Annotated in this window: 12 protein-coding genes; 8 read left to right on the forward strand and 4 right to left on the reverse strand. The window is 54.3% G+C overall.

The genetic code is table 11. The annotated features are described in order from the left end of the window. Positions 1-363: 363 nt before the first annotated feature. Positions 364-2,229 (reverse strand): hybrid sensor histidine kinase/response regulator, encoded by a 1,866-nt coding sequence (locus tag V5A26_RS09925; protein WP_332322397.1) that lies wholly within the window; start codon positions 2,227-2,229, stop codon positions 364-366. A gap of 361 nt (positions 2,230-2,590) precedes the next feature. Here V5A26_RS09925 and V5A26_RS09930 point away from each other — a divergent pair, with 361 nt between their 5' ends. From V5A26_RS09930 to V5A26_RS09940, 3 genes are all read left to right on the forward strand, one after another. Then, positions 2,591-4,171, forward strand: a complete 1,581-nt coding sequence (locus V5A26_RS09930) for an ATP-binding protein (RefSeq protein ID WP_332322398.1) — start codon at positions 2,591-2,593, stop codon at positions 4,169-4,171. A 101-nt stretch (positions 4,172-4,272) separates the two neighbouring features. Next, a complete protein-coding gene (locus V5A26_RS09935; RefSeq protein WP_332322399.1) occupies positions 4,273-4,620 on the forward strand; it encodes a hypothetical protein in 348 nt (115 codons plus the stop codon). A gap of 140 nt (positions 4,621-4,760) precedes the next feature. Then, positions 4,761-5,486: an NAD(P)H-hydrate epimerase gene (locus tag V5A26_RS09940; protein WP_332322400.1), complete on the forward strand. Its 726-nt coding sequence runs from the start codon at positions 4,761-4,763 to the stop codon at positions 5,484-5,486. 6 nt (positions 5,487-5,492) lie between these two features. On the opposite strand, the gene V5A26_RS09945 is transcribed toward V5A26_RS09940, so the two are convergent. The 3 genes from V5A26_RS09945 to V5A26_RS09955 all read right to left on the reverse strand — a co-directional run bounded on the left by V5A26_RS09945 (position 5,493) and on the right by V5A26_RS09955 (position 7,941). After that, on the reverse strand, positions 5,493-6,089 hold the full coding sequence (locus V5A26_RS09945; protein WP_332322401.1) for a MarR family transcriptional regulator: 597 nt from the start codon (positions 6,087-6,089) through the stop codon (positions 5,493-5,495). Between the two features lie 59 nt (positions 6,090-6,148). Then, positions 6,149-6,421 carry a hypothetical protein gene (locus V5A26_RS09950; RefSeq protein ID WP_332322402.1) on the reverse strand — a complete coding sequence of 91 codons (273 nt, stop codon included), beginning with the start codon at positions 6,419-6,421 and terminating at the stop codon, positions 6,149-6,151. Between the two features lie 134 nt (positions 6,422-6,555). Further along, the gene (locus V5A26_RS09955) at positions 6,556-7,941 is read right to left on the reverse strand and encodes a putative ATP-dependent zinc protease (RefSeq protein WP_332322403.1); all 1,386 of its coding nucleotides are present in this window, start codon (positions 7,939-7,941) and stop codon (positions 6,556-6,558) included. A 115-nt stretch (positions 7,942-8,056) separates the two neighbouring features. On the opposite strand from V5A26_RS09955, the gene V5A26_RS09960 reads away from it, so the two are divergent. From V5A26_RS09960 to V5A26_RS09980, 5 genes are all read left to right on the forward strand, one after another. Continuing rightward, a complete protein-coding gene (locus V5A26_RS09960; RefSeq protein ID WP_332322404.1) occupies positions 8,057-9,082 on the forward strand; it encodes a succinylglutamate desuccinylase/aspartoacylase family protein in 1,026 nt (341 codons plus the stop codon). 145 nt (positions 9,083-9,227) lie between these two features. Next, a complete protein-coding gene (locus tag V5A26_RS09965; RefSeq protein ID WP_332322405.1) occupies positions 9,228-10,502 on the forward strand; it encodes a Glu/Leu/Phe/Val family dehydrogenase in 1,275 nt (424 codons plus the stop codon). Between the two features lie 20 nt (positions 10,503-10,522). Then, the gene (locus tag V5A26_RS09970; RefSeq protein ID WP_332322406.1) at positions 10,523-11,917 is read left to right on the forward strand and encodes an NAD-dependent succinate-semialdehyde dehydrogenase; all 1,395 of its coding nucleotides are present in this window, start codon (positions 10,523-10,525) and stop codon (positions 11,915-11,917) included. Beyond that, positions 11,914-13,503, forward strand: a complete 1,590-nt coding sequence (locus V5A26_RS09975; protein WP_332322407.1) for an acetolactate synthase large subunit — start codon at positions 11,914-11,916, stop codon at positions 13,501-13,503. The genes V5A26_RS09970 and V5A26_RS09975 overlap by 4 nt, the downstream gene beginning before the upstream one ends. Before the next feature lie 175 nt (positions 13,504-13,678). Continuing rightward, positions 13,679-13,819, forward strand: coding sequence for a hypothetical protein (locus V5A26_RS09980; protein WP_332322408.1), 141 nt, complete (start codon positions 13,679-13,681; stop codon positions 13,817-13,819). The last annotated feature ends 105 nt before the right edge of the window (positions 13,820-13,924 follow it).

Genomic DNA, 13,924 nt, shown 5'->3' on the forward strand with positions numbered 1-13,924 from the left:
CGAGCGGATTCTGAACCCAGGAAACCGAACGTAGTGAGGTTTCCGTTGGTTCAAATCCGGAGAGGCATTATACTCAGAGTTCAAATGCCTGCTAGTGGTTGGTGCGCGCAATCTTTACACTCATCGAACTCGATCAGTCTCCTAATACCTGAAACAGATCCATTTCTCAGAAAACACCTTATTGACGGATTCTGCTCAACAAGCAGGCCATGAAATACCAGCCCTCGGCAATCTGAATGACTTTCGCAACTCTGCGAGCCGTTCGTTGACACTCGTCGTGACTCAGCGCTTGAGTTCACCCCGGCACTAGTGGACCTGTATACAAATTAACCAAAACAGCCCGCAGAATATCGGACGTCTCCCTCAGTCGGCGGACTCGATGTTGGTGACCTCGAACCACGCGCCGCCGGCTTCGCTCTCGGTCACGCGAATCTCCCAGTCGTGTGCATCGACGATCTGCTGCACAATTGCAAGGCCGAAACCAGTCCCCTCGTCGCTTGTCGAGTAGCCAGACTCGAAAATCTCCGTGCGGTCCTCCTCGGGGATTCCGGGACCGTCGTCGGCGACGTAGAAGCCGTCGTCCAAATCGCCGATCCGAATCGTTACGTCGTTGCCACTGTGCTCAACCGCGTTCCGCAGGAGGTTTTCGAGGAGTTGCTGGAGACGGCTTTTGTCGGCGTGGATCCGCCCGTCAATATCGGTCATAAGTGTCGCGTCGGCGATAGCCACGTTTTGCCAGCAGGTCTCTGTGAGCCCCGCCAGATCAACCGGTTCCCTCTCACCAACCTGCTCCCCTTCACGGGCAAGCGTCAAAAGATCATCAATCAGGTCGTTCATTCGTTCGAGCGCACGATCCACATCGTCAAGATGGTCGCTGTCGCACTCCTCGCGAGCGAGTTTTAATCGGCCTTCGGCGACGTTTAACGGGTTCCGGAGGTCGTGAGAGACGATACTCGTAAATTCGTCGAGTCGGTAGTTCTGTCGTTTCAACTCCTGTTCTCGCGTCCCCCGGTCAAACGCGACTTCAGCCTGTGAAGCGAGGATTGAGGCGAGTTTCTTATCGAACCTATTGAAAGATTCCGGCGACAGTGATGCTATCCCAAGAACACCGTATTCACCCAGTGGAGCAATGATTGCACCTCGGATCGGCAAATCACTAGCGAGATCTCCTTCCGTTTGAACATCGTCATATGCGACCGTCTCACCCTGCTCCAGTACGTGCCATAACAGCCCTTCTCCGCGTTCAAACGATGGAAGATCGCCAAATGTGCCTTCGACCTCCTCCGAGGTGTACACCGGAACGAGTTTCTCACTCTCCTCATCTCGGATATAGATGTGGACGAGCGGTAAACCGAGGACGGAACCAGCAGCCGTACCAACACACTCGTGAATTTCATCCGGAGTCCGAAGCTGCATGAGATCGCGGGTCACGTCGTGCAGATCGCCGAGCGCCTGCTTACGCCGGATCGGGAGGGATACGTCATTGGCGACGACTTGGAACGCGTCCTCACCGTGATAAATGATCGGTCTGCCGTGGACTTTGACGTGCTTTGTCTCCTCAGTTTCCGTCAGTAACTTCCCACGTTCCCACCCGACCTCCTGCCCATTGCGGAGCGCCTCGATATGTGACTGGACCGTCGGTATCGTATCCGGGTGAACGAACTCGGTAATCGATTCACCTACAAGTTCGTTCCCCGAATCGACGTCAAGCCACTCGACGACTGTTTGGTTGACGAATTCGATCTGTCCGTTTTTGACGATGAAAATGCCGTTAGGGGAACGCTCGACGATGTGGCGGTACCGTTGTTCGCTTTCCTCAAGTTTAGATCGAGTGCGATATTGTCTGACCGCGTTCTTGACCCGGTTCGCCAAGAGCGTATATTGATCGGTGCCGCTCCCTTTCTGGAGGTAATCGGTCACACCAGTGGAGATAGCCTCGCTGGCAACCTCCTCGGAGCCCTTCCCGGTATAGAGAATGAACGGCAGATCGGGATATTCCTCGCGGACGGTTTCGAGGAATTGGATACCGTTCTGACCGGGCATATCGTAGTCGGACACGATGCAATCGAAGTCAGTCTCGACGAGACGATCCAGTCCCTCGGCGGCGTTATGTGCTGTTTCGATGTCGAATCGGTCGTCTTCACGTGCCAAGAAGGTAGAGGCAAGGTCAGCGAGATCGGGGTCGTCCTCGACGTGGAGAACGCGAATTGTGTCCGGCTTTGTATTCATAGCTGGTGCCGACAGTCCGGGATTGAACAGCAAGAGAGATAAGTGTTTGATAAAATTTGCCCGAGACTGATTAACATGCTGCTGTATATGCGCTTTGTATTCAACACGCTGTGGAAGGTCTACTTGGAGGTTGTCAGAAACCGCCTGCAAGACGTAGAGATTGATTGCTACAGGAAGAGTCTCGGTAACAACTGATAGTCCCACATTCGAGAAGTTCTCCTTCGCCGGAATCGATGTATTCTTCGCCTGGTCGTCGGACTACGTTTTCATCCACGGAGTATCTTTTCTTTCCTCGAATGTGCAGCGTTCATCGGGGCAATAGTTATTCGGACGGGGCTGGTTTTCGTAGATAGTTCCGATAATGAGGGTCGGTGTACTTCGTAAGGAACTGTCAATTAGTGGGCTCATAATTGCTGGTATCGGCTTTTTCCTCACCCGATTTACGGTTGCCCTGACAGTCAGCAATACACCGATGAAATTTCTTTTCGCCGGGCTTTTGCCGCTCGTTTTGGGATTGGGGCTTGCGGCGTTTGGGATCGCCTTAACGGTCGGTGCCTATCGGACGCGATTCGTTCGAACCGTCGCCCGCTGGACGCTCATCGGAACCGGGATGATGGGCGTGTTGGTCATTTCCACAATTTTCGGTTCGACAGGTATGAGACCGATCCTTCTCTCACCGGGGCCGCTACTGTCGAATTTCTTGATCGGCGGTGCCGTCGGCGGTTCGATGGTGGGGGTGTACGCTGCACGAAGTCGAGACAATCAGGAGAAACTCAGACATCATGCCAATCGACTCGCCACGTTAAACAGAATTCTCAGAGATCAGGTGCTGAATGCTGTTTCAATTATCAAAGGGCACGCCTCTCTGTTGGCGGGCTCCGAGAAGTCCTGGAACGCATCGTCGGTAGACGTCATTGCGGGCCAGAGCGAGGTCATCGAGAACTCCATTGAGGAAATCGGATCATTGACGATCATGGAAACCGACCGCACCGATCTGCAGCAAGTAGATCTGGAGGGGGCTGTCGAGGAGGCAATAGCAGAAGTTCGCCTGGAGTTTCCTGACGTCCAATTCGAATCGGATCTTCCAGGGCCCATTCAGGTGTACGCAAACGACAAGTTAGATCACGTCTTTTATCTTCTGCTAGACAATGCTGCTCGCTACAACGAGGCTGAGGACCCCTATGTAGTGATTTCGGCCGAAAAACGGGCTCATACAGTTCATATTCGGATTCGAGACAATGGCCCAGGACTCCCAAAACGGGAGCAGAAGACCCTGGAAATGGGCACCGTAACGGAATTCGACGACCCCCGCTCCGGCTTTGGCCTGAATATCGTTCGCCTCCTCGTCGAAAGTTTTGGCGGCGTGATCCGAACCGAGGTCACCGATGGGACGACGATCGAGATCGAACTTGGTCGGGGAGATCAGGAGATATCTTTCAATCGGACCGGGCAAGGTGAGGTCGGAACCTATGGCGTTCCAAACACGCACTTGGCGATCGGTACGGTTGGCGGCCTTCTTGCCGGGGCTGTCATGGGAGTGACCATGCAAGCGATGGCTGGCATTATTCCCGTGATTGGGGCGCTCTATGGGGTTCAGGATCCACTCATTGGATGGGTAACACACGAATTCCATAGTGTCGTGTTCGCTATGATTTTCGTGACACTGCTCACCGGCTTCCCCCACCGGTCCAAATCTCTGAAAGTTCGGCTCGGCGTGGCGCTCGGGTTTGCAACGTTTCTCTGGCTGGTAGCTGCAGGTATCGTCATGCCGATCTGGCTCCGATTGCTTGGGCTTGATGCCTCCCTTCCAGATCTAACTGGTGCGGCCCTCGTCGGGCACCTTGTTTGGGGCGTAACGCTCGCAATCGTCCATCACTTCCTCCGAACGCGCTTGGAATCAACTGACTCGCTCCCCACGCTACAATTCGGACCGCTGGGATAAATACGTCAGACCTCGAAGAGCCATCTATGATTTCGAATACCCGCCTCTATGCGGCTTCAATTGCATTTGCATCAGGTTTGTACGCTATTTGGAGCGCATCAATGACCTCAACTATGGTGACGAGCAGTTGGTTCATGGGAGTGCTTGGGGTGGTCGTTATCCTTCACGGCGGGGTCCTTCTGACCGAATACGCCGACCGACTCGGACAAAATAGCGGTCCGCTCATGATTGTCTATTCCGTTCTGATGCTCCTCAACCAGGCCCTCATAGGTGTAGGGATAATGGATGACGGTAGTGGAATGAGTATGAACGGCAGCATGGCAACCAGTGGAATGAATTCTAGTATGAGTTGGGATGCAGGGATGATCGCTCTCGCAGTGCTGATGCTCATCAGCGGATTCATCATGACTCGCAGAAACATGATGGCGGCCGCAAGCGATGAAATGTGAGTTGTACAAATCAGCCGTTAAATGGCCGACACTACACTTGAAACGATAGATTGTCATACTGGGCTCCACTTTATCAAAGAACTCTTTGGCATGGATTTTCCTCTGAGAAATATTTGTCCTTTCAAAGTGATGCGATGAATATGGCCATAAACGCATTTCAAACACCGACCGGACGAGACGTTCCGGCGGTGACAACGACTGAGATGAACGCGGTCGACCGAGTCGCTGTCGAGGAAGTGGGGCTACAGCTACTCCAAATGATGGAGAACGCCGGTCGAATTCTCGCCTGGCACGTCCGTGATGTTCGGCCGGAGGACGTTCCCGTCTTGGTCGTGGCCGGTAATGGTGGAAACGGTGGCGGCGGGATGGTTTGTGCGAGACATCTCGCGAATCGTGGGATTCCTGTCCGGGTCATCCTCGATAGATCTCCGGAGGATCTGTTCGGAGCCGCCGCGACACAGTACCGCATTCTCGAAGCAATGGACGTTTCGATTACCGCCACTGGGGAACAACTCTCTCAATCTGTGGGAAAGCGGGTCATCGTAGATGCGCTTATCGGGTACGGACTCGACGGTGAGGTCCGGCCTCCCGCAAGCAAGCTGATCGAGAGTCTGAACGAACTGTCGGAGCCGATTGTGTCACTTGACGTTCCTTCTGGTATCGACGCAACGACTGGTGAAACACTCGGGATCGCAGTCACGCCGACCCGGACTGTCACACTAGCACTTCCAAAAACCGGGCTCGAAACGGGAACTGAGGCACTCTATCTCGCGGATATCGGCATCCCTCAAACGGTGTACGAACGGATCAACATCGAATATGACCGACCGTTCGGGCCCGCTGACTGGATCGAATTGAATCGGTAATCGGCATCAGTTTTTCGGGAATGAATCCCAGAAGACGTCCGGCAGCTCCCGATCGGGATTTTCATCGAGGTACTCCTGTTTCGTCAGGTTCGCATCCTCGATGAGTGTGGCAGCCTCGCCGGCCCACAAATAAAACCCAATCAACGTCTCGCGACGCATTTGTTCGAGATCGACCGAGTGGTACACGTTGACCACGCCACCCTCTTCGCGGTTCAGCTCCGAGCGTTCGAGTAGTCCCAACGCTACGAGTTTGTTGAGATAGCGGGTAATGGTACTCCGATCGTAGCCTAGGGACTCGGCGACTTCGTTCGCGGATAGCGGCCCCTCCCCGATGACACAGAGACAGATATCGAGCCCGGGTTTCGGCAGACCGAACGCCTGGAGGAGTACCTGTTTGACATCCGGAGGCTTCACGCTCATCTCCACATCTGTCACGACCTCCATCGGCTTGTCGTGACAGGACATCGGCGGTTCGTCACGTCCCAACGCGAGGACTATGTTATCACAGTCGGGGCATTCGTAGAGGTTGTACCGACTGGTTGCAGGATCGTATTGTACCTCCTCGGTGTCCGCTGTTTGCTGATTCGCGTCGTTCCCTACCATCAACTACTCCGCTCCATTCAGTAGACAATCATAGGGACTCCTGATAAATGCCTGCTCTCTCATGGCTCCGAATTTTGTCTACCGGAGTCGACGATGACCGTATCATCGACATCGAGTTCCAGGAACTGTTCGCCCGAAATCGTCACTCGAACGTCGTTCTCGGGTGTCAGTCGAGCTAAATCACAGGCTACCAGCCACTGGATATGCGATTCAACCGTCTGTTCGTCGACGGCAAGCGTCGCTGCAAGCGCTTGGATAGTTGTCGTCTCCTGTTGAGTGGCATCGGTCGCCGCGGCGAGCTGTTCTAAGACGACCTGTTTATTTACGGACATTATCTTCTATCCCCCCTTCTGTTTCGACAGGAAGGACACTTGTGCCAATCTCCTGTTAGCGCTCCCTGTGTCACCTACTTGAAATGGTGTGTCAGTATTTCGGTAGCGAAGTTTGGATTGCATCGTGATTTGAGCTATTCTTCGACAGTTCGGCTAATATCCAGCGTGTATGCTTCGAGCACGTCCCGACCCAGAAGAACAGGATATGTCATCTCCGACCGATCGGTAATGCTGGCCGTGACCGTTCGCCACCGCCCGTTCAGACGGAGATCGACATCGACGAGGGGACGGGTCTCCGTCTCAGTCCCCGTTCCTGACCGTACCTCGGTCGTGTCGACAAGGGGGCCAGCGCCGATTCGACCAGCGAGGTCGGTATCAATGCTCGTGCGCTTGGCGCCTGTATCCGACTTTGCAACCGCCTGTTCGGCGCCATCCCGACCATTGATCCGTATCCGAGAGGTGTAACCGAGGACAGCATCGTCGCCCTGTTCTTGGTCTAGCGGTGGTTTACAATCAGGGACGGAGTCGTCCAACGCTGATTCCAACTCAACGACCTGCGAATGGTCGACGTTGCCCCCTGCCCGCTCGATAGCAAGACGTGCGATATGAGGGGCTGCTGAGAGCTCTGTCGCCGAAAACAGGCCTTTGAACCCTGCAGTAGCGTTGACTTCGAGGATGTACCACTCGCCGTCGATCGGCATCAGGTCGACCCCAGCAAGATCCAATCCGAGGACACTCGTTGCTTCCGTCGCGAGTTGGCGAGGTTCTGCGGAAAGGTCATCAGTAACACCCTCCACCTCACCACCGAGAGCAACGTTTGTCCGCCAGTCGTCCTCGGGTGCATAGCGTCGCATTGCTCCGATGATCTCGCCATCGACCACGTATACGCGAAGGTCGGAGGGACGGTCATCGGATTGTTCGAGGAACTCCTGGAGAAACGAGTGTTCGTCGGTAATCATCGGGCTGACCGGTTCTTTGTCCGAGACGATCGACATCTGCTTGCCGTTCGTCCCGATGGTATGTTTGTGGGCGGCGATATCCGGAAGATACTCTGGCCAATCTTTGAACGTTCGCGGTGACCGTCCAAAGTAGGCGTCTGGAACCGGGAGACCGGACGCGGCGAGTTTCGCACCGGCTCGGTACTTGTGGAGTGTGTTCGCGACGGCCTGCGGTGGATTCACGACGGGAGTCGTCTCTTCGTAGAGTGCAGCGAGTTGCAGATCTTCGATCTTGTGGTCGCTCTTCGTCAGAAGCATCCGATTTACGAGGACATCGACGCGTGGTGAGAGCTGGACGGTACCGTCCTCGATCCACGAGGTGACGTTCTCATCCCGAATCCACACGGGTTCATGCCCCAACACTCGAACCGCGTTCAGTATCGCTTTGGTCTCCTTGCTGTTGTGGGTACTCAACACACCCACCCGCTTTGTTTCGCCGGGTGCCTGCGTACTATCGATACTTGCAGCCCGTGCCGTGTCCGTCACACCCTCCGATTCGGGCGAATTTGAGGAGGCGGTCATTAGCTTTGCTCTGGTTCATATTGAGGATACACGTCATTACAGGTTCTGCGAACGTGTAACACAGTTGCAATCGCTCTTTCCGTTTAACCCGATCGGACCCACCATGTATGGACAGATGAGCGAACACAAAGCAGAGGTGTTCACGTTCGATGGTGGTCGTGTGGAACCGGGTGAAACGACGGAACTCCGATATCCTGTGAGCGAGTCGTATCTAAGCGATCCGGTTCGCATTCCAGTGACGATTATCAATGGTCCCCGGCCCGGACCAACCGCCTTTCTTACTGCGGCGATTCACGGGGACGAACTCAACGGTATCGAAGTCGTCCGCGAAGTCGCACAGGAATGGGATCACGCAGATGTCTGTGGAACCCTCGTTTGCCTCCCCGTCCTGAACGTGCAAGGATTCGCTGCACAGGAGCGGTATCTGCCGATCTATGAACGGGATCTGAATCGAGCCTTCCCAGGTAAGCAGGACAGCACGAGTTCGAACCGGATCGCCTACAAGATCTATCATAATTTCATCGAACCCTGTGATTTCGGTCTCGATTTCCACACCTCAACGCGGGGACGGACAAATATGTTCCACGTCCGTGCCGACATGGATGAGAAAGGGGTCGAACGTCTCGCTCGTGCTTTCGGGACGAACCTTATCATGGCCAGTGAAGGGTCCTCGGGGATGCTCCGTCGGGAGGCGACCGACGATGGCATTCCCACGATAACCCTCGAAATGGGTGAAGCACACCGTTTCGAACGGGAGCTCATCGACCACGCACTCGATGGAGTCCGGAGTGTGTTCGCGGAATACGGCATCTACCGACAGGAGACGGTTCGATGGCCGGGATGGCAAACCGTCATCAGTGACAAAGATGAGAAAACGTGGATCCGGGCCGATGCAGGTGGGATCGTCGAGATGCACCACGAGCGTGGCGACCTCGTGGGCGAGGGGGAAACAATCTGTCGAATCACAAACCCCTTCAAATCGAATCAAATAACCGTTCAGGCCCCGTTTACCGGACTTCTGATTGGTGTACTTGAAAATCCCGTGGTGTATCCGGGAAACCCGCTGTGCAATTTCGTAAAAATTGAGAACTCGATTCAACGAATCATTGAGGAACACGAACGGACGGCAGTTGCGACGTGAACTACCTGGTAGCGAACGTATTACGGATTGGGTAGTGAGACACCGGACTGACTTCGGTCCGCTGGAAGAACGGGCTTGTGAATGAATTACACAGGCAAGGTGGGTATATACCCGGTTGCTGTGGAGTTGGTAACGGTGATCAAAAATGGAAGAAGATCTTGGACCGGGCGTCAAGGACACGTTATGTGACACCTGTGCAATCCAACTCGATAGAGTGTCCCAAATTACCGACCTAACTGATCGGGAGACCGAGCTTCTCAACCAGCCAAATCGAAGCGTCAACGCGAATATTCCGGTCAGAATGGACGACGGAGAGATCGAGGTGTTCTCCTCTTTCCGGGTGCAATATAACAACGGGAGGGGTCCGACTAAGGGCGGAATCCGATACCATCCCGGTGTCGATGTTTCGGAGGTGAAGGAACTGGCCTTTCTGATGACCCTGAAATGTGCCGTGGCGAACATCCCTTTCGGCGGAGCAAAAGGCGGCGTCCAGGTGGACCCTGATCGTCTTTCGGCGGGGGAACTGGAACGATTATCACGGGAATATGTGAAAGCGTTTTATTCGGATATCGGACCACGGACGGACATTCCCGCACCCGATGTCAATACTGACGGGCGAATTATGGCCTGGATGCGTGACGAGTACGAATCCATTTCAGGCCACCAGGCGCCAGGAGTGATTACAGGAAAGCCCGTCGATTTTGACGGGAGTGAAGCACGGGAGTACGCAACCTCGCTTGGCGGTGCCGTCATTCTTGACGAGTTCGTCGCCGAATCGAAGATACAGCCGAAAGAGTCCAAGGTGGCAATCCAGGGATTCGGAAACGTCGGGTCAAATCTCGCTGTCTTTCTAAACGGTCGAGGGTACGATATTGTCGCTGTAAGTAACGCTGCGGGGGGAATATACGATTCTTCAGGGATAAACGTCTCTCAATTGTTCGATAGTTACGAATCCAGCGAGGACCTCTTCGCGTTCGGCTCGAAACGCATCTCGAATGCGGAATTACTGACCCTCGACGTCGACGTCCTGATACCGGCTGCAATAGAGGACCAGATTACGATGGACAACGTGGAACAAGTTCGAGCGAACGTCATTCTTGAGATGGCCAATGGACCGACAACGCCGAAAGGCGACGAATATCTCGCTGCGAACGACGTGTCGGTTCTTCCCGATATACTGGCAAACGCCGGAGGCGTGACCGCGTCGTATTTCGAATGGGTTCAGAATACCACGAACGAATACTGGTCTGAAAAACGGGTTCGAGACAAATTGACGACCCACATGCAGGAGGCCTTTGCCGATGTACAATCACGAAAATCGTCGTCCGAACACGTTGGCACATGGAGAGAAGCCGCGTACCTCGATTCCATAGAAAGTGTCCTTCAGGCAGAAAGATACAGAGGGAATGCGACAGAATGACACACGGAGTTTATTCAATAATGAAAAGTGAGAATCCAGCGACGGGTGAGATCCACCGCACGTACCAGGAACACGGCGACAAAGCTGTAGAAAAACGGGTGTCGAAGGCTCAGGACGCCTTTGTCACCTGGAAAAATCGCTCGCTCGCCGAACGTGAGGCCTTACTCGCAGAGGTAGGGTCGCTACTCCGTGATCGGACAGACGAGTATGCTGGCTTGATCACTGAAGAAATGGGGAAACCCGTAGAACAGGCCAGAGCTGAAGTCGAAAAGTGTGCGTGGGTTTGTGACCATTACGCCGAACACGCCGGACGCTACCTCCAGGACGAGTTCCATTCGGGACCACCTGGAACGAGTGTTAAAACCACTCACGAACCCCTTGGTCCCGTTCTTGCGGTCATGCCGTGGAACTTTCCGTTCTGGCAAGTTTTCCGGTTTGCAGCCCCTACTCTTACTGCCGGAAACGTTGGACTGCTCAAGCACGCATCGAACGTTCCGGGGAGTGCATTGGCCATCGAGGAGGTTTTTCGAGACGCTGGCTATCCAGAAGGGGTCTTTCAAACGCTTTTGATCCCTTCGGAAAGAGTGGAAGAGGTCATCTTGGACGACCGGATCAAAGGTGTAACCGTAACCGGAAGTGAACCGGCGGGGAAAGCTGTAGCCTCGACAGCCGGTGAAAATCTCAAGAAGACGGTACTCGAACTGGGTGGGAGTGATCCGTACGTCGTTTTACCGGACGCCGATATCGAGGCTGCAGCGAAGACCGGTGCCTGGGCGCGCAATCTGAACGGTGGTCAATCCTGCATTGCGGCAAAACGATTCATCGTTCACCAAGAGGTGTACGACGAGTTTTTGGAGGAGTTCGTCGCTGAAATCGAGTCCCTCACTATCGGCGATCCGACAAAGGAAGAGACTGACGTGGGTCCGTTGGCCAGGGAGGACCTATTAGAAGATATCCACGAGCAGGTGCGTATTAGCGTTGATGCGGGGGCGACAGTGCTTACTGGAGGAAACCCACTGGATCAAGATGGGGCGTATTATCCACCGACAGTACTGACAGATATTCCACCCGGCTGTCCAGTCGATAGCCAAGAGGTATTCGGACCGATAGCGGCCGTGTATCGAGTTCCAGACGAGCAGACCGCAGTGGAAAAATCTAATGATACGAAGTTCGGTCTTGGAGCGAGTATCTGGACGGAGGACCTCGAACGTGGGGAGCGGGTGGCAGCAGCCATAGAAGCAGGCTGTACGTATGTCAACCAACTCGTTAAATCGGACCCACGTGTGCCGTTTGGCGGTGTCAACAACTCAGGGTACGGCCGTGAACTCTCGGAAGCAGGCATCAAAGAATTCGTCAATCGAAAGACGGTATGGGTACAGCATCCTGAAGCCGACCAAAAGGTGACCACCGAATGAAAGCGTCGGATCTTCTTGTTGAGTGCCTCGAACGTGAGGGAGTCGAACGGGTTTTTGGCGTTCCGGGGGAGGAAACGGAGGACCTGCTCTTTTCGATCCGGGATTCGGATATCACGTTCGTTCCGGTTCGACATGAACAGGGGGCGGCCTTCATGGCGAACGTCCACGGTCGGCTTACCGGTGAGGCCGGGGTGTGCCTCGGGACCTTAGGACCCGGATCAACAAACCTCATGACGGGCGTCGCAGATGCGAATCTGGACAAAGCCCCGCTCGTTGCCCTAACGGGACAGGGCGGGCTCGAACGGCTTCACAAAGAAAGCCACCAGGCACTCGATATCGTCCACTTATTCGAACCGATCACGAAATGGAACTCCCAGCTAACCGACCCAGATACCATTACCGAGTCAGTTCGAAAGGCGTTCAAGATCGCTGAATACGAAAAACCCGGGGCAACTCATATCGAAGTTCCCGAGAACATCGCTGGGATGGAAACAGACTCGGTTCCCATGCCAAATCGAAAACGGGTCCGACCGGCGTACCCTGACCCGAACCTTATCGAAGAAGTCGGGCAAGTCTTACAGAGCAATGATCGGGCGCTTTTAATCGCTGGTAATGGGGCCGTAAGAACCGAAGCAGCACTTCAAATTCGGAAATTAATCGATCTAGCAAATATTCCCGTGGCGTCGACCTATATGGGCAAAGGGGCAGTATCCGACGACTCGCCACATTCCCTTATGACTCTTAACTCGGGCGACCACCAGGAAGCGTCTGGGGCCATCGAGAGTGCTGACGTAATAATTACGGTGGGGTACGACATTGCGGAACACGATCCAGCTGACTGGAACACGGGCGACCGGACAGTCATCGTTCATATCGATAGCCAGCCGGCGGAGGTGTACGAAGCGTACAACCCCGACATAGAACTGGTGTGTGATCCGGCCCAGGCACTTAGCGAACTCAAGCGGTACGTAAAGAAGCACGAGATATCGTATGACAGTAACTGGTATCGTGATCTCCGCCAGCATATTCGAAAAGATGTCAATACACAATACACGGCTGAGGACCAATTTACGGTCCGAAAGGTACTCCCGGTACTGCGGGATGTAATGGCTCAGGACGATGTCCTGATATCCGATGTCGGAAGTCACAAAATGGATATTGCACAGAACTTCCCGTGCTATGAACCGAACACGTGTATCATTTCCAATGGGCTGGCTTCGATGGGGATTTCAGTCCCAGCAGGCATCGCTGCCGATCTGGCCACCGAAAATGATATCGTCGCCGCTACAGGCGACGGAGGGTTTCTGATGAACGCTGCTGAAATCGAAACCGCAACGAGAGTCGGCTGTAGTTATACGATTCTCCTTTTCAATAATGACGATTATGGGTTAATTTCAGAAAAACAGCAGTCTCATCGGGGCGAATCCTATGGAACGAAGTTGTCAAACCCCGACTTCGTGTCTTTGGCAGAAAGTTTCGGTATCGACGGCTACCGCCCGAACGGATGGACCGAGCTTGAAAACGCTCTGAAACGTGGGTTAGGCAGTGATAGCATGACGCTCGTCGAAATTCCGATCGGCCAGTGAAAAAGCGGTTCGAACTTCGAGAGTGTGATCCTACTCAAAGACGACTCTTTCCCACTCCCCCGGTCCGTTCGTCGGTAAAAGCAGATCGAATGACTTGTTCTCGGCTGTGCGGGAGTGGCTTGTAGGCTGGCCCATTCGGGAGTGACCTGTCGAACGATTTGACGGACGGGACACAATGTTTGCTCGGGTGGCCCGCGAGTCAGAGACTACGGAATACAAGGATTACGACAAACTTCGTCCGGAATATCAAGCAGTCGATGATCGGATCCGTCGAAAACCGCCACTTGGCTCACCGGATGCACTTTACAAGCGGTAGAGGAGAATGCCCCGGGGCTTGACCCCGAGGCGATTCACCGTCCGCCCTCTCGACCGTGTACCTCGGTTGCACGGCCACCCCCAGACTATTGCCAACAGGAACCAG

It is taken from the genome of Halodesulfurarchaeum sp., from assembly GCF_036626455.1.
GTDB lineage: Archaea > Halobacteriota > Halobacteria > Halobacteriales > Halobacteriaceae > Halodesulfurarchaeum.